The organism is Phyllobacterium sp. 22552 (assembly GCF_052044585.1).
Classification (GTDB): Bacteria; Pseudomonadota; Alphaproteobacteria; order Rhizobiales; family Rhizobiaceae; genus Phyllobacterium; species Phyllobacterium ifriqiyense.
Window position 1 is genome coordinate 64,183 of record NZ_JBQENG010000007.1, and the last position, 21,950, is coordinate 86,132.

Genomic DNA, 21,950 nt, shown 5'->3' on the forward strand with positions numbered 1-21,950 from the left:
ATTTTCCACAGAGATGGAACACTGACAGTTATTTCTGTAGTTCGCCGAATTTTTAGCAAGCCGTTCTTTGACGGTTCAACAGTTAAGGGAAAATCTGGGTGGCTCTGAAACTAGATGGTCTTCCGTGTGTCGAAGGTCGTCTTTTTGCAATGGAGGCACTTTCTCAAAATGGGCTATGCACTCAGTTTACTCGATAAAAGTCCGGTTTTTAACGGTGAGCCATCCAGTGCTGCTCTGAAAAGGACTGTCGCTTTGGCCCGGCAGGCAGAAGAGTGGGGCTTTCGTCGTTTTTGGGTCGCCGAGCATCATGATACACCGGACGTCGCCAGTTCATCGCCTGAAATACTAATCGCTTTCATTGCTGCACACACGTCCCGGATTCGTATTGGTTCGGGTGGTGTCATGCTGCAGCATTACAGCCCATACAAGATTGCCGAGAATTTCAATGTGTTGGCGAATCTTGCGCCGGGCCGCATTGATCTTGGAGTCGGAAAAGCACCGGGAGGTCTTCCGTTTTCGACCCGAGCTTTACAAGGTTTGAACCCACGCACAGAAAAGCGGGATTTTGCGGCGCAACTTGAACAATTGAGTGCGTTCCTCAAGGAAGGTTTGCCGGAAAACGATCCTTTGGCAAGCGTCAGAGCAACGCCTATCCCGGCACATGCAGCTGAACGGTTTCTGCTGGGAGCAAGCCCCGACAGTGCTGCGCTGGCGGCCAAACAAGGCTGGGACTTCGTCTTCGCCAGCCATTTGAACGGCGACGAAGAAGTGTTGAAGCGGACTTTGGATACTTATGTGGAAAAGGCGCGGGGGCAAAAACCGCTGCTGGCCATTGGTGTTGTTGCCGCTGAAACCGATAGAGAAGCGGAACGGCTTGTAGGTGATATCAAGCACTTTAAGGTGCATGTGGACGGTGGCCAAAGCGTAACTGTCGGAAGTGTCGAACAAGCTGAGGAATATGCACGACAAGCTGGCGTGAGCAATTATCGCATCGAGAAGAAAACGCCAAATGTCATTCGCGGCTCTGCGCATAAGGTGCTTGGAGAGCTCGATCGCCTGCACGAACGCTTCGGTATCGGCGAATTTATCATAGACACGCCCATACACGATGCCGCCAAGCGCCTTTCGTCAATAAAAATTTTGGCTCAAGCACAATATGCGCTTGCTGCGTGATCCTGGAGAGTTGCAATGAGTAAGAAGCCAATCCATTTCGGCATCATGCTGCAAGGTCCGGGTGGCCATATGAATTCCTGGAAACATCCAAGTTCGCCGCCGGATGCAAGCGTGAATTTTCCGTTCTATCTCGAACAGGCACGCAAGGCGGAAAGTGTGGGTATTGCCTTTGCGTTCATCGCGGATGGACTTTACATCAACGAAAAATCCATCCCGCATTTTCTCAATCGTTTCGAACCCATTGCCATCCTGTCAGCGCTGGCAGCCATCACGACAAAGCTCGGACTCGTTGGAACATTATCGACGTCCTATAGCGATCCATTTACGGTAGCTCGGCAGTTCGGCTCGATTGACAAGATCAGCAATGGCCGTGCGGGTTGGAACGCTGTGACATCCCCGCTTGAGGGATCCGGCAAGAATTACGGGCGAGATCACCCCGATCATGCGCTGCGCTACGAAATAGCCGAAGAGCATCTTGATGTCGTAAAGGGGCTTTGGGATTCATGGGACGATGATGCCTTTACGCGCGATCGAACAACCGGGCAGTTTTTCGATCGCACCAAGTTGCACAAGCTGGATCATCATGGCCGCTTCTTCAACTCGGAAGGACCTTTAAACATTGGACGTTCAAAGCAGGGGCAGCCGGTCGTCTTTCAGGCGGGCGCCTCTGACGATGGCATCAAGCTGGCTGGAAAGCATGCGGACGGTGTTTTCACAAATCTTGTGCCTATTGAAGACGCGCAGGTTCTTTACCGACAGTTGAAGGAAAGCGCTGTCGCCAGTGGACGCAACCCCGATGAAATCCTCATTTTCCCGGGTATTGCGCCGATCGTTGGATCGACAGAAGAAGAGGCCGAAGCCAAATATCGGGAAATTCGAGATCTAGTTACGATAGATGAGGCGCTCGCCTATCTGGGCCGCTTCTTCGATCATCATGATTTCAGCGCCTATCCCCTTGATGCACCGTTTCCCGAACTTGGCGATATCGGCAAGAATAATTTCCGCTCGACCACGGACCGGATAAAGCGTGACGCCAAGGCAAAAGCTCAAACTCTGCGCGAGGTTGCTCTCGAAGTTACCACTCCGCGTAACGGCTTCACGGGAACACCAGAAAAAGTGGCGGACGAACTGATCCGCTGGATAGAGAATGGTGCCGCCGACGGTTTCATTCTGGGTTTCCAGATTCTTGCCACCGGGCTTGATGATTTTGCTCGCGAAGTTCTGCCGATCCTGGAAGCTCGAGGCTATCATCGTTCAAGCCTGGTGGGCAGTACCTTGCGTGACCATCTCGGTTTGCCGTTCCGTCGAAGTCGTTACGCCAAACAAACTGTTGCCGTAACGACAAGTCCAGCTGTGAAGGAATCTGTCTAAATGGCTTCGGCTCCCGATAGCGTTCAGGAGGCATTGGAGCACGCGCTTGGTGAAGCAATCGAGCTGCGCCATGACCTCCATCGTCATCCCGAACTGGCCTATGAGGAGCATCGCACTAGCGAACTTGTCGCGGGTAAACTTCGTGCGTGGGGCTACGACGTCACAACCGGCATTGGTGGTACTGGCGTTGTGGGAAAGTTGCAAAATGGCAATGGACCGAAAACTTTAGGCATACGCGCTGATATGGATGCATTGCCGATAGAGGAAGCAACAGGCCTTCCCTATGCCAGCTCCTTCAAGAGAAAAATGCATGCTTGCGGCCATGATGGTCACACGACCATTCTTCTTCATAGCGCTCGTTATCTTGCGGAAACACGCAATTTTTCAGGCACATTGAATCTTATTTTTCAACCAGCGGAAGAGGGTGGTGCAGGTGCTCGCCGTATGATCAAGGAAGGGCTCTTTGAAAGGTTCCCGTGTGATGCTGTCTTCGGCCTGCACAATTGGCCTGGAATCCCTATAGGCCAATTTGGCTTTCTCACTGGACCTGCCATGGCCTCCGTCGATCTGGTCAAAGTCCGTATCGTTGGCAAAGGCGGTCATGGAGCACGACCGCAGGAAACGATAGATCCAGTCGTGGCCAGTGCGTCATTTATTCTTGCGCTGCAGAGCATCGTTTCGCGCAACATTGATCCGCTGGATGCTGCTGTTGTCACAGTTGGGACCATTCATGCTGGCATAGCGCCAAACGTCATCCCGGATAGCGTCGAGCTCGAGCTGACCGTACGGGCTTTCCGAGCTGACGTGCGAGAGCACATCAAGAAACGTATTACGGTATTGGCTCGGTCACAGGCCGAAAGCTATGGCGCCTCCGCCGAAGTAGATTACCCCCGCGGCTATCCGGTTCTTGTCAATCACCCCGCCGAGACGGAATTTGCGCGCCAGACAGCAATCAACCATTTCGGCGTGGACCGGATCGAAAGCAATTTCCGCCCGATATCGGCAAGCGAAGATTTTGCGTTCATGCTTGAAGCGCGGCCCGGTAGCTATCTTTTTATCGGTAACGGCGACAGTGCGCCACTCCATAGCTCCCACTACAACTTCAATGACGACATCATCCTTCCGGCTGCCCGCTACTGGGTCAAGCTGACTGAAGACTACCTCAGCAAGAAGCCAACTTGAACTGCGAAAGGCGCCAGCCATGACTGACGTGTTTGTTTACACCACCCCAGACGACGAGCGTTCACAGCCACTTATCGAAGCCCTTATTGAGGAATATGAAGGCCGGTATGGAAACTATTTCGGCGAGCCCGCCCGCAACGAACTCAGCCGCTATCCAGCATCATATTTCGCACAACCGGATGGCGCATTTCTCTTGCTCCTGCGCGATGGTAAAACCATTGGCGGGGGTGCCTTCAAGCGCTATGACGAACGTACCGCCGAGTTAAAGCGCATCTGGACTCATGCCGATCTGCGCAAGCAGGGCTTGGCCCGAAAAGTCGTTTATGAACTTGAGGCGCAGGCATCACGTCAAGGTTATTCGCGCATTTATCTTACCACCGGGTTTCGACAACCAGAGGCCACTCAGCTCTATCTGAGATCCGGCTACACGGCGCTATTTGATGTTGATGTCGATCCCGAAATCTACGGTCACTTGGCTTTCGAGAAAGACATCAGTCATCTGGGGATTGGCGGGTTGCCAATCGTCGACAAGCTTTCCAAAACCACAACACAAGCTGCCTGAGAGCGGGATTTGGAGCTCATCCCGCGCTTACCGCGATAATGGGATTTCATACTCAAGAAACGACAAACTTTGCAACAAAGCTTCCCATTATCCACCTCATACGCAGCATCCATCTTTGACTATAATCTCTAAAAACTACTAAATCAGTCGAGTAAAAAATAATCCGATCGAAATATTCTTATCGTGTTGGATTCTCGGCAAAAGTGGTTTTAAGAGGAACGCAACCATATGGCGATCGCGACAGACTATTCTAGCGCTAATTCCTTGAAATTAACTCCAAGCTCTGGCGAAGATTACAATCACTATAAAATTGTAAAGGCGAAATATCCGACCCGTTTCTTTGGAACACTTTTTGCAGCATTCGTGATTATCGCGATGCTGCAATCAATACTGACCAACTCGAAATGGGGGTGGGATGTCTTTGCCGAATGGTTCTTTGCGGAACCAGTGCTTGCGGGTTTAGTGAGAACATTGCTGCTCACTGCATTGGCATCTGTTCTCGGCTTTGCTCTTGGTACTGCACTGGCGTTAGCGCGTGTATCAAAATCGCCCCTGCTATCCGGTCTTTCCTGGGCATATATCTGGTTGTTGCGGTCCATCCCTCTCATCGTGCTGCTGCTGATCCTCAATAATCTCGGTTACCTCTACCAAACCGTAAGAATTGGTGTCCCTTACACGGATATCAGCTTTGCCCAATATCCAATGGTCTCAATCTTAAGTCCATTTGCCGCGGCCCTCATAGGGCTCAGTCTCAATCAGGCGGCGTTCTCGTCGGAGATCATCCGTGGGGGTATCCTTTCTGTCGATCAGGGACAATTGGAAGCCGCTGCTGCCCTCGGGCTCTCGCGTCGACGGCAAGCTTTCCGCATCGTGCTTCCGCAGGCGATGCGTACAATTCTGCCTACGGGTTTCAACGAGATCATCGGCTTGGCGAAAGGAACGTCCATGGTCTACGTTCTCGCGCTGCCGGAACTGTTTTATACCGTACAGGTAATATACCGCCGTAACCTAGAGGTTGTACCGCTGCTGATGGTTGCGACTGTCTGGTACCTGATCATCATGACGGTTCTCTCAATCGCGCAGTATTACATCGAGCGTCATTTCTCCAAAGGCGCGTTGCGTAACGCACCTGCACCTTTGTTCGGACCGCTGCTCCGCCGACTTTTCGGTGCGCCAATCCTCGCACGCCCTTCGTTCCCGGCAGTTTTCAGCGGCACCTCCGTCCCGAAGGCTGGTACATCGAAATCATCGTTTACCCAGTGGCGAGCGCCCGGAGCGATCAGGATACATGGTGTGTCCAAAAGTTTCGGACTGTTGAAAGTGCTGGACAATGTCCGGTTGGACATCAAGGCTGGAAGCGTAACCGCCATTCTAGGGCCTTCCGGCTCTGGCAAGTCCACGCTCCTACGCACGATCAACCACCTTGAGCGTGTGGATGACGGCTTCATCACCGTGGACGATGAACTTGTCGGTTATCGCAAAAGTGGCCGGACACTTTATGAGCTAAAGGAGAAGGAAATTCTCAAGCGCCGCGCCGATATCGGCATGGTGTTCCAGAGCTTCAATCTCTTTCCGCACCTCACCGTCCTTGAAAACATCATCGAAGCGCCGGTATCCCTCAATCGCCTGAGCCGACCCGAAGCGATCAACCTCGCGCGCGAGTTGCTTGTCCGTGTTGGTCTCAGCGACAAGATCAATGCATATCCAAGGCAGTTGTCTGGGGGCCAGCAGCAGCGTGTGGCCATTGCGCGGGCACTTGCCCTACGCCCTAAAGTGCTGCTGTTCGACGAGCCCACATCAGCGCTCGATCCTGAACTTGTTGGCGAGGTTCTTGATGTGATCAAGGAACTGGCGCTCTCAGGAACGACTTTGGTCATTGTTACCCATGAGATCGGTTTTGCTCGTGAAGTTGCAGACACAGTGATTTTCATGGATGCCGGGAAAATCGTCGAATCCGGAGCACCTGATCAGGTGCTCAATCGGCCCGCAAACCCGCGGACAGCCGAATTTCTTGCAAAAGTTTTATAATCAGGGATTTCGATATGAAGCAGTACTCCAACCTTCTGCCACGCCTCCTTTTGCCCGCTCTTATCGTGGCAATCGGATTGTCGACCTATGCAAGGGCACTCGATCTCAGTCCTGAACAACCAGGGCGATTACGAGGCGAGAAGAGTGAAAAGGTCGTTGCGGCGATACCCGCAAGCTTTAAATTCGTTGAGGACGGCACCTTCACCGTGGGCATTGCGGTGGATAATCCACCGCTTGCTACCTACGCAACTGATGCGAAGACTGTCGTCGGCTATGACCCTGATCTTGCGCTTCTGGTTTCGGACACGCTTGGCAAAAAATTAGAGCTCGTTCCCGTTGCGTGGGCCGATTGGCCACTTGGCCTGCAGTCAGGCAAGTTCGACGCTGTAATCTCGAATGTGGGCGTAACTGAACAGCGCAAGGAGAAGTTCGATTTTTCAACCTATCGGCAGGGCCTGCATGGATTCTATGTCAAGTCCGATAGTTCCATAACGTCCATCAAAGAACCGAAAGATATTGCGGGCCTTAGAATCATTACAAGTTCCGGCACAATCCAGGAGAAAATCCTTCTCGAGTGGGACAAGCAAAACCTCGCCAAAGGACTGAAACCGGCGCAATTGCAATATTACGATGACGAAGCTGTCAGTGCGCTTGCCATTCAGTCTGGCCGTGCCGATGCAGAATTCAATCCCAATGCAACACAGGCTTTTCGTGCAGCGAGTGAGGGGAAGATCAAGCTCGTCGGTACGGTGAACGCAGGATGGCCACTGGTTGCGGATGTCGCCATCACGACACGCAAGGGAAGTGGGATAGCTGAAAGCCTGACCGCGGCTATCAATGAACTGATTGATAACGGAAAATATGCGCAGCTGCTGCAGCGCTGGCAATTGACGCCTGAAGCGCTTGAACGATCGCGTACCAATCCCCCAGGCTTGCCGAAAATCTGAACCGCAGCCGGGAGCACGTCATGTCCAATATCACAATAAATCATATCGGTTTTCTTACGCCCGGAAATTATGACGATAACAATCCCTATCCGGGTTTGGAGAACACGCTCAAGCTTCTTGCATCCGGTGAAGGCCTGGGTTTCGACAGTGCATGGGTACGCCAGCGCCATCTTGAACACGGGATTTCCTCTGCAGGCGTATTTCTTGCAGCTGCAAGCCAGCGAACACAGCGGATTCAGATAGGAACGGCCGTCATCCAGATTGGATATGAAAGCCCATACCGGTTGGCGGAAGACCTTTCGACCGTCGATGTTCTTTCGCGCGGACGCCTCAATATCGGCGTAAGCGCTGGCGCACCGGCCCATGCCGATCTGCTTGCTCCCTTGGTATTTGATGGTGACTGGAAAGATTACGACCTGTCCCACGAGCGAGTAAAACGCTTTGCAAATCATCTTCGGGGTGAATTTCTCGGTCCAGCAGATACATATATTGCGACGCCGTTCGGGCGTCAGCGCCCGCGGCTCCAACCCTATGCAAAGGGATTGATCGACCGGCTCTGGTACGGCGGCGGGTCGCTGCGCTCCAGTGGTTGGGCAGGCGAGAACGGGTTCAATCTCATGCTAAGCAATGTGGTGGCAGGGGAGGGCACGGATAACTTTTTCGAGGCTCAGTCACGCCAGCTGGACACTTTTAAAATCAGCGCGATACGTCCCGGCAAGCAACGGATCTCTGTGGGTCGCGTCATCGTCCCTACCGACAGCGCCGAAACCAAAACAAGAGAGAAGTACAGGGTTTATGCCGCTGGCCGTCATCAGAGAACTCTGAAGCCGCAAGGCGAACGGCGAACGCTTTTCCCTCGAGATCTGGTCGGAACTTCAGACCAGATCTTGGAACAGCTTTTCAAAGACCCCGTGCTCGCGGGCGTTCAAGAACTGCGCCTTGAACTACCCTACGAATTCAAGACGCATGAATATGAGCAAATTCTCTCCGACTTCGTAACACGCATTGCTCCGGAGCTCGGCTGGAAAAAGATATCCAACAACGATCATTATTCAACGCACGTACAAAGGGGTCAGGCATGATACGGAAAACGGGTTTTTCAGCTGCGTTTGCAGGCATATTTCTCACTGTACTGGCAGGAGCCGGGCACGCAGCCGATGGCGGGTTCGATCTTAGTCCGGAACAAAAGGACCGGGTGCGAGCCGAAAAAAGCGCCCCTGCCATTGAGGCAATATCGAAGAGTTTCAAATTTATTGATGATGGAAAGCTAACGATCGGTCTTGCGCCGGGCAATCCTCCGCTCAGCACCTATGCAACTGATGCAAAGACTGTTGTCGGATATGACGTTGACCTCGCACAACTGGTTGCCGACAGTCTTGGACGCCAGCTCGTGCTTGTTCCCGTCGCTTGGGCCGATTGGCCGCTTGGTCTTCAATCTGGAAAGTTCGATGCAGTCATTTCCAATGTGACGGTGACGGAACAGCGCAAGGAGAAGTTTGATTTCTCCACCTATCGCAAGGATGAACTCGGGTTTTACGTAAAATCATCCGGATTAATCACTTCGATCAAGGAGCCGAAGGACATTGCCGGTCTAAAAATTATAACCGATCCGGGCACCAATCAGGAGAAAATCCTGTTGGCTTGGGATAAGCAGAATGTCGATAACGGGTTGAAGCCTATCGAGGTTCAGTATTACGATGACGAGGCGGTAAAATATCTCGCCATTGAATCGGGACGGGCTGATGCTGTATTCAGCGTGAATGCAACTCAGGCTTATAAGGCCAAGGTCAATGGAAAAACCAAACTTGTGGGTACTGTAAGCGGAGGCTGGCCAATTACCGCTGAAGTTGCCGTAACAACGCGCAAAGGAAGCGGGGCAGCTGAAGGTATCACACAGGCGCTAAATGACTTGATTGCGAACGGCAAATATAAACAAGTTCTTGATCGCTGGAATCTCGGTTCAGAAGCCATCGATAAAGCGGCAACAAATCCTCCCGGACTGCCTAATAGCTGAACGAAAAATTTAAACCCAATACCCTTTGCGTTGAAGGCACGGGATGTTCCTTCGACGCATTGTATCAAGTCCCTTGAGAGCTCTGCTTAGCGAACACGGAAGGTCTATTGCGCGCGCAGCCGTGGTCCGAAAGCATAGTTCTGCTTCTGGAAAGTTTTTACGGTAGAAGAAGAGGCAGTAGCTGACTCCCCTGTCGTTTTATTTCCGTGAGATAAGGCGTGTCTGAAAGCACGAAGTGAGTGATGCCAAGCTCTTCATATTTGCGCAGTGAGCGCGCAACATCCGCGGCTGATCCAACCAGCCATGTAGTTCCCGCACCACCGCCACCAAATTTTCCTGGCGCTGTATAGAGATTGTCATCCAACACATCACCTTGCCTTGCCAGATCCAGAAGGCGTTGTTGGCCGACAGCAACCCCATGTCTGTGATCCTGCCAGCTTCCTGCGGCGCCTTCAGCCATTTTAGCGACCTTCGCTTCGGCGTCCGCCCAAGCCTGTTCAGTTGTATCACGGACAAGGGTCGTGATCCTCAGTCCGAATTCCAATGGTTGTAAGTCGCGATCAAGGGTTTTACTCAGGGCCTTCAGGCGCTCGATCCGTTGCCGTACGCCATCCAATGGTTCACCCCAGAAAAGTTGCACATCGGCTTCGGTTGCCGCGACGCGTTCAGCCGCCTCTGAAGCGCCTCCAAAATAGAGCTGGGGGTGAAGGCGATCACCGACCGGCACGAGCCGCGGCGTAACAGTTGAATTTGCGACCTGGAAATGCTCGCCACTGAAGGTGACGTCTTCTTCTGTCCACAGTCTGCGGATCAACCGCATGAATTCTTTGGTTCGGGCATAACGCTGCACCTGATTACCTTCCTGATCGCCATAGGCAGCAAGCTGATCTGGTCCGGAAACGACATTGACGCGTAGGCGCCCACCGCTCAAGTGATCGAGCGTGGCTGCAGCGGAGGCGAAATTTGCAGGTTTCCAGTAGCCAGGCCGAACCGCAATCAGTGGTTCAAAGGAAGTCGTGCGGGCGACAAGCGCGGTCGCGATGGTAAAAGTATCGGGGCGGCCCCAACCAGTGCCGATCAGCGCCCCTTTCCAGCCATGCTCTTCCAGAGCTTTCGCCTGTGTCGTGAGTGTGTCCAGACTATTGTGATTTTCGCCAGCGGCGTCGCCGCGGTGACCAGCTTTGATGTCGTTTGGAATGTACCAGAGAAATTCGGAATGGCTGCTCATGATTTGTCTGCTACCTGATTTCGAAGTTTGCCCTCATCGAGGAGTATTCTAACCGTTCTGGCTGCATTGCGGCGCATCTCAGCGGCTGCATGATCGGAATAAAAGGCATTGTGCGGGGTGATCACCAGCCGTCCCGCAAGCCAGTCCTCGCGATTACGCCATGCGGCCAGCAACGGATGGTCGCCGGGGGGCTCCTTGACCAGCGTATCGATTCCGGCGGCGGCGAGGTGCCCGCTCCGCAGAGCAGCCTCAAGCGCATCAAGATCTTCGATCAGCTCACCGCGCGCAGTATTGACGATAATAGCTCCGGGCTTCAGCTTCGCCAGTCCATCGGCGTTCATCATGCCGCGCGTCTCTTTGTTTGCTGGACAATGCAAAGTGACAATATCCGATCGGGCAAGAAGCTCGTTTAATTCTTCTGTGCGCTCATAGCCTATTGCTTTTTCATGCCCTGGCGGCTGGATAGGATCATAGCCGAGAATCCGAAAGCCGAAGGGTTTTAAGCGGTTGATCACTGCTGTGCCGATCCTGCCCACGCCGACCACACCGACCGTTGACTGGTTCGAACGGGAAAGTGGCTTCAGGCTATGAATCTGCCATCCAGACCTATATCCGCGAGCGAGAGCATCATGTTGCCAAAGCCGGCGGTGCAGCGATAAAATCATCGCCAGTGCATGATCGGCCACTTCTTCTGTGCCATAGTCTGGGTTGTTGGCAAATGGAATGCCAGCGCCGGCCAGAGCGGCAAGGTCGATCTTCTCATAGCCGACGCCATAGCGTACCACGCCCTTACAGCTGGACAGATGAACTATGGTTTTTGGTCCGATCCGGGCACCCCAAACCATGAGCGCGTCGAGTCTTTTTAGGCGATCAGGAGCGAATGCCGTCTCATCTGTGCTGGCGAAAAAGTCTATCTCGACATCATCGCCAAGCACTTCCGCTTCAAGATCGGGCATGCCGATCATGTGGTCAGTTATTCCAACCACGTATTTCTTGCGATCTGCCATTTTGTCCCGTTGGCACTAGCGCGCCATTCCCCATTTTGTCACCGTACGTTGCTCGAGCTGACGAAACAGGACGTTTTCGACCAGAAGGCCAAAAAGAATAACCGTAATCAGTCCGGCAAAGACACGGTCGGTGTAAAGTTCGTTGCGGTTCTGGAAAATATACCAGCCCAGCCCGCCCTTACCGGAGGATGCACCAAAGACCAACTCCGCTGCGATAAGGGTGCGCCAAGCGAAAGCCCAGCCGATTTTGAGTCCTGCAATGATGGATGGAAGAGCTGCTGGTACGAGGATCAAAAGCACATATCGCAAGCCACGCAGCCCATAATTGCGGCCGGTCATCCGCAAGGTTTCCGGCACGCCGGTGAAGCCGGTATACATGTTAAGCGCCAGCGGCCAGAGCACCGAATGGATCAACACAAAGACGAGGCTTCCTTGGCCCAGTCCGAACCACAGCAGTGCCAATGGCAGCAAGGCTATCGGTGGTAATGGATTGAGCATGGAGGTGAGGGTAGACAGCAGGTCACGTCCGATCTGGGTGGAAACGGCAAGCGAGGTGAGCACGAAAGCCAGAACGACACCGATAGCATAGCCCTTGACCAGAACATCCAGTGAATTAAAAGCCCGGCTTGGAATGACGCCGCTGGCAACGTCATCGGCGAGCGCCTTGACCGCCGCGGAGAACGGCGGCAGCAGCAACTCGTTGCCCTGAAGTCTGGCAGCGATTTCCCATAGCAAGGCAAGACAAAACAGGATCAGGCCTTTCCTTATCCAGGTGTGTTGCCAAAGGCGGTTATATACGGGCAACCCTTCCCCGCTCGTGGCATGGGCAAGGGGCTCGAGCGGGAGCTCGTATTCCGGTCGAACCGGCGGGGTTATGCGCGGGTTTGTTTTGCTGCCGGAGCTCAGGATTTTACTCATCATTTGCTCCATCGACGGCGACTGCCTCTTCGAAAAGAAGTCGGTGAATATGATTTGCGGCTGCCTGAAATTGCGAGCTTCCACCGCTGCTGAGATCCCATTCATGGCTGTTGATCTCGGCTCTCATCCGCCCAGGATGTGGCGACAAAAGCGCGATCCGATTTCCAACCACCAAGGCTTCTTCGATGGAATGCGTCACAAAGAGCAGTGTGAAGCGAACTTCTTCCCATAACGCCAGAAGTTCCTCCTGCATCTTTCGCCGCGTGAGCGCATCCAGTGCTGCGAATGGTTCGTCCATCAGTAGGACACGCGGCTCCATGGCGAGCGCCCGGGCAATGGCTACTCGCTGTTTCATGCCACCCGAAAGTGTATTGGGATAGGCATCAGCGAAACGGCTCAGGCCTACTTTTTCGATATAGTGCTCGGCGCGCTCGGCAGCTTCCTTGCGACCGACCCGCCCCGACGCTCGCATCGGGAACGCAACGTTCTCGCGGACGGTTTTCCATGGAGGCAATTGATCAAACTCCTGGAAAACAACAACACGGTCTGGGCCCGGACCCTGGATCGTGCGTCCATCCAACACTATCCGACCCTTGCGCGGCGCAATGAACCCGCCAACAGCCTTTAAAAGGGTGGATTTTCCACAACCGGAGGCTCCAAGCAGGATAAAACGGTCTGCTTCCCACACGTCGAAGCTGACATTTTGCGTTGCACGCACCACACGACCCGGCGTCTTATACTCGAGGGTGACGTTCTCGACCGAAAGAAGGGGCGGAGCGGGCGGCCCGAAATTCTCCGGAGCAAATTCAGTCATGCCGTCCATTCTCAATTCCATCTGATTCACGACTCAAAAGCAGATCGCTCAAGCGATCTGCTTTTTGCGCTGGGATGTTAAGCTCACTCAACTGCCGTTCTCACCAGAGGCCTCTGGGAAGAAATAATCTTGCCAGGAATTAGCTTTGTTTTTCAGGACACCAAGCTTATGAAGCTCCGTCGCATAAACGAAGGTGTTCTGGGGGACGATGGTGAAATCATTTTCAGGATCGTTGATGATTTCTAAAATCAATTCAGGGGAGAGCTTGGAACCCTGTTGACGGATAAACGTCTGTGCAGCCTCTTGCTTGTTTGCATTGATCCAGTCCGACGCTTCGCGCAGAGCGGCATAGAAGGCAGCATAGGTTTTGGGATTGTCGTTATGGAATGCTGAACTGGCATAAAGCACGTTGAAGGTCGCTGGTCCGCCTAAAATGTCGTAGGAACTAATGACCTTGTGTACCGCTTTATTTGCCTGCAAGGCTTGATAATAAAACGGTGCAGAGGAAAAATGAGAATTCACTTCGGTGCCGCCCGAGATTAGCGCTGCGGTCGCGTCGGGGTGCGGCAAGCTGACGGAAATTTCATCAAGCTTTTGGAAATTGTCGGCGCCGAAGATCTTGGCTGCCTCGATTTGTAGCGTTCGCGACTGAAAACCCGTGCCGGCAGCAGGCACGGCTATCCTATCCTTATCGCTGAAATCCTTGAGTTCGTGGACATCCGGGTTAGTCGTTAGCAAGTAGTTCGGTAATGAGCCGAGCGCGGCGACCAGCTTGACGTCCTGCTTACCCTTGGTCCGGTCCCACATTGTCAATGCCGGTGGAACTCCTGCTGACACAATATCCAGATTGTTGGCGAGCAGTGCCTCATTCATTGCGGTTGCACCAGAAATGCTTGCCCATTCAACCTTGATATCAACACCAGCTTGCTTTCCGTGCTTTTCAATCAAAGCCTGGTCGCGAACGACATCCAGGATCAGATAGGCTATTCCGAACTGCTGGGCGATCCTGATGGAGCCTTCGGCAGCAGCCTGCCCCGCCAACAGCATGGCAACAATACCGAATGCCGCACCGAGAGCTCTTTGACGCTTAGATTGGTTGCTCAATGTCGCAAAGCTAAGGGCCTTCATGAATTCTCCATCGAGCGAAATGACTGCGGTGAAGCGTTCTGCTTCTCTTGCATGATGGGGACAGGCTAAGGACAACCACCAAACCGATCAACACAACTGCGTTCTATTCTGGCGCGCAAAAAGAGATCAGAATCGCTCGGCACCGTCGAAAATTCGAAGAATGTACTTGCCGCGCCGTACAAAGGCACATTGCTGACCACTGCAACCTTCATGTGGTCATGCTATTGAGTGCCGTTTAGGAGCGCTACGGTGGCTCTACATCTTATATTGGACCCACCGTCTTCTAACGGTCACTTCATAGCAATAATTACCTTGCCCTTTGCCCGACCTGTCTCGACATAAGCCAGTGCCTCGTTGGTTTTCTCAAACGGGAAGACTTGATCCACAACAGGGCGAATGACATTTGCCTCAATCAATACGGTAATCTGACTGAGTTGCTCGCCATTGGCGGTCATGAAAAGGAAAGAATAGCTTATGTTTCGACGTTTCGCTTTCCTGCGAATGCCGAAACTCAGGAGGCGCGTGATTTGTTGAAGCGGCCAGCTGAGCCCATTTTGTTTTGCGAAATTTGGATCAGGCGGACCCGAAATCGAGATCAGTTTTCCTCCTGGTTTCAATACGCGGAGGGAGTTTTCCAGCGTGTCTTTACCAAGACTGTTTAGGACGACGTCAAATCCGTGCAACACTTCCTCGAATTTATCCTTCTTATAATCGACCACGGCATCCGCGCCGAGACTTTTGACGAGATCAATGTTTATCGTGCTTGTGGTTGTTGCCACATATGCTCCGAGATGTTTGGCAAGTTGAATGGCGATCGTACCTACGCCGCCGGAGCCTGCATGGATCAGGACTTTCTGACCCTTTTGTAAATTAGCGCGCTCGACAAGCACCTGCCATGCCGTCAAGGCGACGAGTGGAACGGACGCAGCCTCCTCCATTGTCAGATTATTCGGCTTTATTGCCAAATCTAACTCATTGACGGCAATATATTGCGCAAATGTTCCGATGCGATCCTGTGCTGGTCGTGCATAGACCTCATCTCCAGGCTTGAAGTGGCGAACTTTCGGCCCCACTCGGGTTACCACGCCCGCCACATCGTTGCCTAAGATCAGCGGGAGGCGATATGGCAAAATAAGCTTGAACTCGCCATCACGAATTTTACTATCCAGAACATTCACACTGGCGGCATGGATTTCCACCATCACATCATTGTCCCGTAGTTCCGGCATCGGACTATCGGTTAACCGTAGGGCGCCGCCCTTTGCGTATTGATCGACAACAAACGATTTCATAGAAAATAGCTTTCTTCAGTGCGGCTGAAATTCAAGCTGGAAGTCGATTGAATTTCCGCAAGTTTTGGTCAACGAACGACTCCGGCAGGAAGCGGCGTATAAAGCGAACCTGTCGCGCAGCCTTACCAACAGTATAGCGTCTTTTGGGCGATACGGCATTGGCGGCGCTCACAACTGCTGCTGCGACGCTCTCTGGTGCATCACCCTTCTCGATGATTTCGCGCATCAATTTTTCGGCGTAAGCACGGATAGTATCATAAACGGGAAGTGGCTGGTCTGGCCGGGTAAGGTTTTCTTCGAAAGACGTGCGAGTGACCCCCGGCTCCACAAGAACAACGCGGATACCTTGTGTTCGAATTTCGTGATCGAGCGATTCCGAATAGCCCTCAATAGCGTGTTTGGTGGATGAATAAAGAGCATTATAGGGCGCTGGAATAAGTCCAAGTATAGAGCTCAGATTGATAATCCGCCCTTTGCCCTGGCGTCGCATAATGGGCAGAACGGCATTTGTCATACGTAGCACGCCGAACACGTTCACATCGAACACAGACTTTGCCTGAGTGACAGAAGATTCTTCAGCACCACCGAGCAATCCGATCCCGGCATTGTTGACCAGGAGGTCAATCTGACCAGTGCGACTGAGAACCTCGTCTACAAGTGTCTGCACCGATCCATCATCCGTTACATCGCAAATCAGCATTGTAATGCCATCCGGCGTGTTCGGCATGGGTTTTCGACTGGTCCCGAACACGTGATAGCCATCGCGCCGTAGCGCTTGGGCTGTCACCAGGCCAATGCCGGAGGAAGCACCTGTAACAAGGGCAACCCGGTGCTCTATTTTGCTCATTTTCTTCAGCCTTCATTTTGCTATGGAACATCAATGAGCATTCAGTTACTATGAATTTAGTAGTAAGTCACTATCAAAAAGATACTAACATGAAAAAACTTTCGGACCAGCCATGTCTTATAGCTCGCAGCCTCGCCCTTGTGGGGGATGCCTGGAGTATGCTCATCCTGCGGGATGCTCATATTGGCCTCACGCGCTTCGACGAGTTTCGCAAGAGTCTTGGCATCGCTCCAACGATGCTGACTGCACGGCTTTCAACCCTCACCGACGAAGGATTGCTAGAAAAACGCCGCTACCTGGAACGACCGCCACGAGACGAATATGTGCTGACGGAAGCCGGGCGTGACTTTCTTCCGGTGCTGTTCGCAATTGGTGCATGGGGCCGCAAATACCGCGGCGGGGGCGAGGTGACCCGCTTCTTCGATGCGGCGACTGGGACAGAAATTGATCCCCTCACTATTGATCGAGGAACAGGTGCTCCGCTCGGTACACGCCCTATCCGGATCGAGCTTCCGGGGAAATGATTGTAGGCGGATAAAGCAGTCTCCAGACATCGTCCAGTTTGCATGGAGTGGCTGTATGCGTCCGTGGACTGCAAATAGTAATACAAGGCAGCATTCGTCTGCTGCCTTGTAATTATATCAGTTTGTTCCTGCCACCCCGGTGCAAGGATCAGTCGCGGGGCTGCAATAGCGCCAGCAGAACGGTCGAAGCGGCTAGAATGGCGGTAAGGGTCAACGGGCCGGTTGCGCCATAGGTGTCCACGACATAGCCGCCGGCAACAGCCCCAATAGTGATGGCGACCTGGAACGAGGTAACCATCAGACTGCCTGCTGCCTCCAACGCGTCGGGTGCTGCGCGAGATAGATTGGTTGGCAACACCACTGGCGCCATGCCGAAGGCCAGGCCCCAAAGCGTAGCAAAGCCAAAGGCAACACCGATATGCACTCCCCAAAGCACCAAAGCGAGTGCCGCAAACGCCATTAAAGCGGCAGTGACGACGAGCGCCATACGGATATTGGTATCTGCCAGGCGACCGCCAACAATGTTACCGACAACAGCGGCGATGCCAAATCCAAGTAGTGCCAGGGCGATCGGACCGGTTGCAAGGAGGGTTACCTGCTCAAGGAATGGGCGCACATAGACCGAGCCAGCAAAATGTCCTGTCATGAGCAGCAGGATAGCAAGCATGCCGAGTTGAATGCCGCGTCGCCGTGTCAGCCGAAAGACATCCGCAAGACTGTTGCTTGTGCTGGCAGGCAGGGTTGGCAGGCTTAGAAACTGCATCAACATGGCAATCGCGGCAAGCCCCGCTGTCATGGCCATGGCGCTGCGCCAGCCTATCCAATCGCTGATTATCGCCCCCATTGACGGTGCGGCAATCGTAGCGAGCGACACGCCGAGGGTGACAATAGCCATACCTCGACCTGTTGCATTGGCCCCCACCAATCTGGCAACAACAGCAACTGAAAGCGCCCAGAACGCGCTAAGGGCGATGCCTAGGCCAGCTCGGCCGAGCAATAGGAGCCAAAAATCGGTTGCTGCCGCTGCAAGGATATTGGAGCCAATTGCAAGGGCGCTAAGGCCCACCAAGACGGTCTTGCGGTTCAGGCGTCCAATGAGAACATTGCTCAACAAGGCAGTCACAGCGCCAACGGAAGCAGTTGCTGTGACGACCTGGCCTGCCGTTCCTTCGCTGATGCCAAGATCGCGCGCCATCGGCGTCAAAAGACCCGCTGGCAGAAACTCAGCTGACACCAATGCAAAGCTGGTTGCCGCCATGGAAAGAACCGCAAACCAGGTTGCTGGGGTCCAGGCAGTTGGCGCAGCGCTATCAATATCTATCGCTGAGCGTTCAAACTGTAATGTTGTGTCTGTCATTAAAGTATCTCCAATGTTTGGAGATACTAATAGCCAATTTCGTTCGGATGATATGTATCCTAAAATCCGAAATCCATGTCCATTCGTCCGGAAATTGTGCGACGCACAATGCCGGGTGAGACATTGGTGATGCGCTTGAACGCGCGAGCAAAGGAGGCTTCTGATTCGTAGCCCAAGCGAGTAGCGACCTCGGCAACCGACATACCATTTTGCGCCAGTAATTCGCCAGCAAGCTGCATGCGCAGGCGAGCGAGATAATGCGCGGCGCCTTCGCCCAAGACAGCGCTGAAGCGCTCAGCGAATATTGAACGTGATTGCCCCGCCAAGCCTGCGAGACTCTCCAACGTCCAGTTATGACCGGGGTTTCTGTGCATCGCCGCCAGAACGCGGCCAATGTGGGGGTCGCGAATGGCGGCAAGCCAACCCGTTGTCGATGCACCCGTACAGTTGACCCAGCAGCGAATAAGTCTAGCAGTTAACAAGTCTGCCATGCGCGATAAGATGGTGGCGCTACCCATCTGTGGTTGTGTGGCCTCCACTGTCATAGCTGCGAGTAAAGGACCGACAATAGGGTCATTGCCGGCCACGTCGCACCCCTTGATGATTGGTGGCATCAAACTGATCAAGGGACTAAGTGCACAGGCGCCCAAAGTCATGGACCCGCAAAAAAGGGTACTCGTCGCGCCTGTTCCTTCCCGCACCACTTCGCAGACATTGCTGCCCAACTTGGTTACCTGACAACCCTTAAGCGAGTCACCCATCACATTTGGCGCGCTGGCCAGCCGATGGGCGATGCCTTGTGGCAGCAGCACCAGATCGCCATCGTGCAACTCCTGCCAGCCTTGCTCTTCCGTGTGGATCCAGCACGGACCTTGGCTGACAAAGTGAAAGCGGAGCAGGGGCTGCTGCGGAAAAGCGATGCTCCATGGGTGCCGTAGTTCACAGCGACCGTAGTTTACGCCACTCAAGCGGAAATCCTGCAAGACTTCGCTCAGCGCATCCATAGGGATATGCGATGGTGAAGGTGGTCGGGACGGATAATCAAGCATTCAGTTGATATATATGCCGAACGTCCGGAAGACAAGTGGGCTTGCGAGCACACTCCGTTGACCCACTTCGCCATTAAGTGGTGTGTACCGACTTATTTGTCTAATCCGCCTATCATAGAGATACGCGCGAAAGAAAGTCACGGACAAGTGGAATCGCTTCATCCAGATGTGTCTCGAGCAGCCAGTGACCGGCGTTGTCGATGAGATGCAGTTCAGCGTTCGGTAAATCGCGTTGATAGGCCAAGCAAGACTCCTTGGGCATGTATCCGTCCTGTGGTCCCCAGACAATCAGGGTAGGGGGTTGGTATTCACGCAGATAAGCTTGGTAACGTGGAAACCACTCCAGATTATGCTCCAGCTGCTCCATAAGCGCGACCGACACAGCCCTGCGAACGGGCGTGTCCATTAACGGCCAGTGCAGTTTCCAAAGGTCCGGCGGCACTTTCGCGCCCACCTCCTTTGACACTTCGCCAATAAACTCTTTTTGAAAGCCTTCTTCGCTGACGGCTTCTTCGAGTGCGCGGTGGTTTTCGGCAGATTTGTCATTCCACCAGGCTTTTATTGTCGAGTATTTTGGTCCCAAAACGTTTTCGTAAATGTCGCCGTTTTGAATGATAAGGGCTGCTATCCTTTCGGGATGCGCGATCGCGTGCCGTAGGCCGATCTGCGATCCGTAATCGTGAAGCCACAAGGTATAGCGGCGCAGATTAAGAGCATCGGCTACCTGTTCAAGAACCTCGGCATATGCATCGAAATCATATCCGAATGAAGAAGGTTCCGGTGTATGGCTATAACCGAATCCGGGCCAGTCGAAAGCTATCGTTCGCCACTGATCGGACAGGGCTGGCATCAGTCGTCGAAACTGATAGGATGAACAAGGATAACCGTGCGGAAGCAGCAAGGCTGGAGCATCTGCCGGTCCCGCTTCACGCAAGAAAATTCTGTGCCCGCCAATTTCGGCATATCGGTGTATAACTGCGTTATGCTGCATATCAATTTCCCAAACCTGGACCATTTAAACGTCAATAAATGGTTGGGGTTCCGTAAGTGCCGTGCAACACGTCAGATCGCTGATTTAATACCCGTATAGTTGGCATCCACGGGAGCTGTTTATGAGACATTAAGCTCAATGTGCCCAGTAAAATTGCCACCGCAATGTAAACGGGACCAGACCAACTTTTCCACCCACAAACCGATGATCGATGGTGCCAGCAAAAGAGTAAGGCAAAGCGCTTCTTTGGCCTTCCGGATATCGTTCGTCGGCGCTATTGAGTTAGCTTAAATTTGTTTTCGGAACGGGATGGTTAAACGTGCGACCTACAGTGCAGGATGTGGCGAGACAGGCCGGTGTCAGCCTTGCTTCAGTTGATAGAGTGATTAATCAACGCCCTGGGGTGCGCGAGAAAACGATTGCGAAAGTTGAAGCTGCGATTTCGAAGCTCGGTTATATCAGAGACGTCTCTGCTGCGAACTTGGCAAAGCGGCAGATTTATCGCTTCGCGTTTGTAATACCAGAGGGAGCTAACAGCTTCATGCGGGGATTGGAGGCCGAAATCGAAGCAGTAAAGCAACATTCAGCAAATGATCGTACGGAGATTTCGATTTATAAAGTCCCCCCTTTTGATGGGCGGGCACTGGCGGCTGCGCTGGATGGCCTGGACCCCGCTCGTTACTCCGGCGTGGCGGTTGTTGCAACGGAAGCTGTGGCTGTAAGAGATGCGCTGGCCCGGTTGCGCCGGAACAACGTTCCAGTCGTTACACTTGTTTCAGATGTACCTTCTTTCCAGTGTGATGCGTATGTTGGCATTGACAATGTTGCAGCTGGACGCACTGCTGCCAGACTCATGGGCAATTTTTTAGGTGAAAAGTCGGGAAAGATTGCGCTGGTTGCGGGGTCAATGCTGGTTCGGGATCACGTGGAACGCCGCATGGGATTTGAGCAGGTCATTCGTAGCGATTATACGCGTTTGGAATGCTTGCCGGTAATCGAGGGCAAGGATGACGGCCAACTGGTCCAAAAATATCTTAGTGAATGCCTGAGGATGCATAGTGATGTCGTCGGCGTATATAATATGGGCGCGGGCAATCGCGGTCTCATTGAGGTTTTGTCAAAGAACGGGGCTAGCAAGGAGCGCGTGGTTGTTGCCCATGAATTGACGGAGCACACACGACGTGCCCTTAATGCTGGCATTGTGGATGCCATCATTCATCAAGATGCCGGTCATGAGGTGCGCAGCGCTCTACGTATATTGAAAGCACGCATTGATAAAACACCTTTGCTTGCCGGCCAGGAAACCATTCGAATTGAAATTTACCTAAATGAAAATTTGTCCTGAACGGTATCGCCAAGAAACCGCTTGAGGAAGTAGCCGAACGAAGCTCGCATTCTTCAAACAGCGATGGATACATTACGTCATCTGTCCTTTGCACGTATGACTGGCGTACCTCAAATAGCGCTAATCTTATCTTCACAGCCTAAAATTAGTTGAGGGTATTTTCATTGCCCCAC

The 21,950-nt window shown here is 53.1% G+C and carries 20 protein-coding genes; 10 read left to right on the plus strand and 10 right to left on the minus strand.

Annotated elements, in window-relative coordinates; genetic code table 11:
* The first annotated feature begins 168 nt into the window (after window positions 1–168).
* The 8 genes from ACTJI9_RS16690 to ACTJI9_RS16725 all read left to right on the plus strand — a co-directional run bounded on the left by ACTJI9_RS16690 (window position 169) and on the right by ACTJI9_RS16725 (window position 9,277).
* Complete coding sequence (locus ACTJI9_RS16690) at window positions 169–1,173, plus strand: LLM class flavin-dependent oxidoreductase (RefSeq protein WP_440809438.1); 1,005 nt, start codon at window positions 169–171, stop codon at window positions 1,171–1,173.
* Window positions 1,174–1,188: 15 nt separating this feature from the next.
* Window positions 1,189–2,544 carry an LLM class flavin-dependent oxidoreductase gene (locus tag ACTJI9_RS16695; RefSeq protein ID WP_440809441.1) on the plus strand — a complete coding sequence of 452 codons (1,356 nt, stop codon included), beginning with the start codon at window positions 1,189–1,191 and terminating at the stop codon, window positions 2,542–2,544.
* Complete coding sequence (locus ACTJI9_RS16700) at window positions 2,545–3,726, plus strand: M20 aminoacylase family protein (RefSeq protein WP_440809442.1); 1,182 nt, start codon at window positions 2,545–2,547, stop codon at window positions 3,724–3,726.
* Between the two features lie 19 nt (window positions 3,727–3,745).
* The gene (locus ACTJI9_RS16705) at window positions 3,746–4,288 is read left to right on the plus strand and encodes a GNAT family N-acetyltransferase (RefSeq protein WP_115054882.1); all 543 of its coding nucleotides are present in this window, start codon (window positions 3,746–3,748) and stop codon (window positions 4,286–4,288) included.
* Window positions 4,289–4,516: 228 nt separating this feature from the next.
* Complete coding sequence (locus tag ACTJI9_RS16710; protein ID WP_440809446.1) at window positions 4,517–6,316, plus strand: amino acid ABC transporter permease/ATP-binding protein; 1,800 nt, start codon at window positions 4,517–4,519, stop codon at window positions 6,314–6,316.
* A 14-nt stretch (window positions 6,317–6,330) separates the two neighbouring features.
* Window positions 6,331–7,263: an ABC transporter substrate-binding protein gene (locus ACTJI9_RS16715; RefSeq protein WP_336441377.1), complete on the plus strand. Its 933-nt coding sequence runs from the start codon at window positions 6,331–6,333 to the stop codon at window positions 7,261–7,263.
* 20 nt (window positions 7,264–7,283) lie between these two features.
* Window positions 7,284–8,345, plus strand: coding sequence for an LLM class flavin-dependent oxidoreductase (locus ACTJI9_RS16720; RefSeq protein WP_336441378.1), 1,062 nt, complete (start codon window positions 7,284–7,286; stop codon window positions 8,343–8,345).
* Window positions 8,342–9,277, plus strand: coding sequence for a transporter substrate-binding domain-containing protein (locus tag ACTJI9_RS16725; RefSeq protein ID WP_115054886.1), 936 nt, complete (start codon window positions 8,342–8,344; stop codon window positions 9,275–9,277). The genes ACTJI9_RS16720 and ACTJI9_RS16725 overlap by 4 nt, the downstream gene beginning before the upstream one ends.
* Window positions 9,278–9,434: 157 nt before the next feature.
* Here the strand turns inward: ACTJI9_RS16725 and ACTJI9_RS16730 are convergent, their stop codons facing one another.
* The 7 genes from ACTJI9_RS16730 to ACTJI9_RS16760 form a co-directional block, all read right to left on the minus strand.
* Complete coding sequence (locus ACTJI9_RS16730) at window positions 9,435–10,505, minus strand: LLM class flavin-dependent oxidoreductase (protein WP_440809451.1); 1,071 nt, start codon at window positions 10,503–10,505, stop codon at window positions 9,435–9,437.
* Window positions 10,502–11,512 carry a C-terminal binding protein gene (locus tag ACTJI9_RS16735; protein WP_440809454.1) on the minus strand — a complete coding sequence of 337 codons (1,011 nt, stop codon included), beginning with the start codon at window positions 11,510–11,512 and terminating at the stop codon, window positions 10,502–10,504. Before ACTJI9_RS16735 ends, ACTJI9_RS16730 begins: the two co-directional genes overlap by 4 nt.
* A 15-nt stretch (window positions 11,513–11,527) precedes the next feature.
* Complete coding sequence (locus tag ACTJI9_RS16740; protein ID WP_440809456.1) at window positions 11,528–12,430, minus strand: ABC transporter permease; 903 nt, start codon at window positions 12,428–12,430, stop codon at window positions 11,528–11,530.
* On the minus strand, window positions 12,423–13,253 hold the full coding sequence (locus ACTJI9_RS16745; protein ID WP_115054890.1) for an ATP-binding cassette domain-containing protein: 831 nt from the start codon (window positions 13,251–13,253) through the stop codon (window positions 12,423–12,425). Before ACTJI9_RS16745 ends, ACTJI9_RS16740 begins: the two co-directional genes overlap by 8 nt.
* Before the next feature lie 78 nt (window positions 13,254–13,331).
* Entirely contained in the window at window positions 13,332–14,372 is a 1,041-nt protein-coding gene (locus tag ACTJI9_RS16750) for an ABC transporter substrate-binding protein (RefSeq protein ID WP_440809459.1), read from the minus strand.
* Between the two features lie 290 nt (window positions 14,373–14,662).
* On the minus strand, window positions 14,663–15,664 hold the full coding sequence (locus ACTJI9_RS16755; RefSeq protein WP_440809462.1) for an NADP-dependent oxidoreductase: 1,002 nt from the start codon (window positions 15,662–15,664) through the stop codon (window positions 14,663–14,665).
* A 31-nt stretch (window positions 15,665–15,695) separates the two neighbouring features.
* A complete protein-coding gene (locus ACTJI9_RS16760; RefSeq protein WP_440809465.1) occupies window positions 15,696–16,511 on the minus strand; it encodes an oxidoreductase in 816 nt (271 codons plus the stop codon).
* A gap of 89 nt (window positions 16,512–16,600) precedes the next feature.
* Between ACTJI9_RS16760 and ACTJI9_RS16765 the strand changes: the two genes are divergently transcribed.
* A complete protein-coding gene (locus tag ACTJI9_RS16765; protein ID WP_337353341.1) occupies window positions 16,601–17,035 on the plus strand; it encodes a winged helix-turn-helix transcriptional regulator in 435 nt (144 codons plus the stop codon).
* Window positions 17,036–17,183: 148 nt separating this feature from the next.
* On the opposite strand, the gene ACTJI9_RS16770 is transcribed toward ACTJI9_RS16765, so the two are convergent.
* The 3 genes from ACTJI9_RS16770 to ACTJI9_RS16780 form a co-directional block, all read right to left on the minus strand.
* Entirely contained in the window at window positions 17,184–18,392 is a 1,209-nt protein-coding gene (locus ACTJI9_RS16770) for an MFS transporter (protein WP_336441386.1), read from the minus strand.
* 59 nt (window positions 18,393–18,451) lie between these two features.
* Entirely contained in the window at window positions 18,452–19,441 is a 990-nt protein-coding gene (locus ACTJI9_RS16775; protein ID WP_115054896.1) for an AraC family transcriptional regulator, read from the minus strand.
* Between the two features lie 112 nt (window positions 19,442–19,553).
* Entirely contained in the window at window positions 19,554–20,432 is an 879-nt protein-coding gene (locus ACTJI9_RS16780) for an alpha/beta fold hydrolase (protein ID WP_440809468.1), read from the minus strand.
* Window positions 20,433–20,751: 319 nt separating this feature from the next.
* On the opposite strand from ACTJI9_RS16780, the gene ACTJI9_RS16785 reads away from it, so the two are divergent.
* Window positions 20,752–21,777, plus strand: coding sequence for a LacI family DNA-binding transcriptional regulator (locus ACTJI9_RS16785; protein WP_440809471.1), 1,026 nt, complete (start codon window positions 20,752–20,754; stop codon window positions 21,775–21,777).
* The last annotated feature ends 173 nt before the right edge of the window (window positions 21,778–21,950 follow it).

What these genes read in the sequence shown, in the direction of transcription:
- ACTJI9_RS16720 (WP_336441378.1), top strand. Translation starts at nt 7,284, where the DNA reads ATGTCCAATATCACAATAAATCATATCGGTTTTCTTACGCCCGGAAAT.
- ACTJI9_RS16725 (WP_115054886.1), top strand. Translation starts at nt 8,342, where the DNA reads ATGATACGGAAAACGGGTTTTTCAGCTGCGTTTGCAGGCATATTTCTC.
- ACTJI9_RS16735 (WP_440809454.1), bottom strand. Translation starts at nt 11,512, where the DNA reads ATGGCAGATCGCAAGAAATACGTGGTTGGAATAACTGACCACATGATC.
- ACTJI9_RS16780 (WP_440809468.1), bottom strand. Translation starts at nt 20,432, where the DNA reads ATGCAGCATAACGCAGTTATACACCGATATGCCGAAATTGGCGGGCAC.
- ACTJI9_RS16710 (WP_440809446.1), top strand. Translation starts at nt 4,517, where the DNA reads ATGGCGATCGCGACAGACTATTCTAGCGCTAATTCCTTGAAATTAACT.
- ACTJI9_RS16775 (WP_115054896.1), bottom strand. Translation starts at nt 19,441, where the DNA reads ATGCTTGATTATCCGTCCCGACCACCTTCACCATCGCATATCCCTATG.
- ACTJI9_RS16755 (WP_440809462.1), bottom strand. Translation starts at nt 15,664, where the DNA reads ATGAAATCGTTTGTTGTCGATCAATACGCAAAGGGCGGCGCCCTACGG.
- ACTJI9_RS16700 (WP_440809442.1), top strand. Translation starts at nt 2,545, where the DNA reads ATGGCTTCGGCTCCCGATAGCGTTCAGGAGGCATTGGAGCACGCGCTT.
- ACTJI9_RS16705 (WP_115054882.1), top strand. Translation starts at nt 3,746, where the DNA reads ATGACTGACGTGTTTGTTTACACCACCCCAGACGACGAGCGTTCACAG.
- ACTJI9_RS16690 (WP_440809438.1), top strand. Translation starts at nt 169, where the DNA reads ATGGGCTATGCACTCAGTTTACTCGATAAAAGTCCGGTTTTTAACGGT.
- ACTJI9_RS16760 (WP_440809465.1), bottom strand. Translation starts at nt 16,511, where the DNA reads ATGAGCAAAATAGAGCACCGGGTTGCCCTTGTTACAGGTGCTTCCTCC.
- ACTJI9_RS16740 (WP_440809456.1), bottom strand. Translation starts at nt 12,430, where the DNA reads ATGAGTAAAATCCTGAGCTCCGGCAGCAAAACAAACCCGCGCATAACC.
- ACTJI9_RS16745 (WP_115054890.1), bottom strand. Translation starts at nt 13,253, where the DNA reads ATGGACGGCATGACTGAATTTGCTCCGGAGAATTTCGGGCCGCCCGCT.
- ACTJI9_RS16695 (WP_440809441.1), top strand. Translation starts at nt 1,189, where the DNA reads ATGAGTAAGAAGCCAATCCATTTCGGCATCATGCTGCAAGGTCCGGGT.
- ACTJI9_RS16770 (WP_336441386.1), bottom strand. Translation starts at nt 18,392, where the DNA reads ATGACAGACACAACATTACAGTTTGAACGCTCAGCGATAGATATTGAT.
- ACTJI9_RS16765 (WP_337353341.1), top strand. Translation starts at nt 16,601, where the DNA reads ATGAAAAAACTTTCGGACCAGCCATGTCTTATAGCTCGCAGCCTCGCC.
- ACTJI9_RS16730 (WP_440809451.1), bottom strand. Translation starts at nt 10,505, where the DNA reads ATGAGCAGCCATTCCGAATTTCTCTGGTACATTCCAAACGACATCAAA.
- ACTJI9_RS16715 (WP_336441377.1), top strand. Translation starts at nt 6,331, where the DNA reads ATGAAGCAGTACTCCAACCTTCTGCCACGCCTCCTTTTGCCCGCTCTT.
- ACTJI9_RS16750 (WP_440809459.1), bottom strand. Translation starts at nt 14,372, where the DNA reads ATGAAGGCCCTTAGCTTTGCGACATTGAGCAACCAATCTAAGCGTCAA.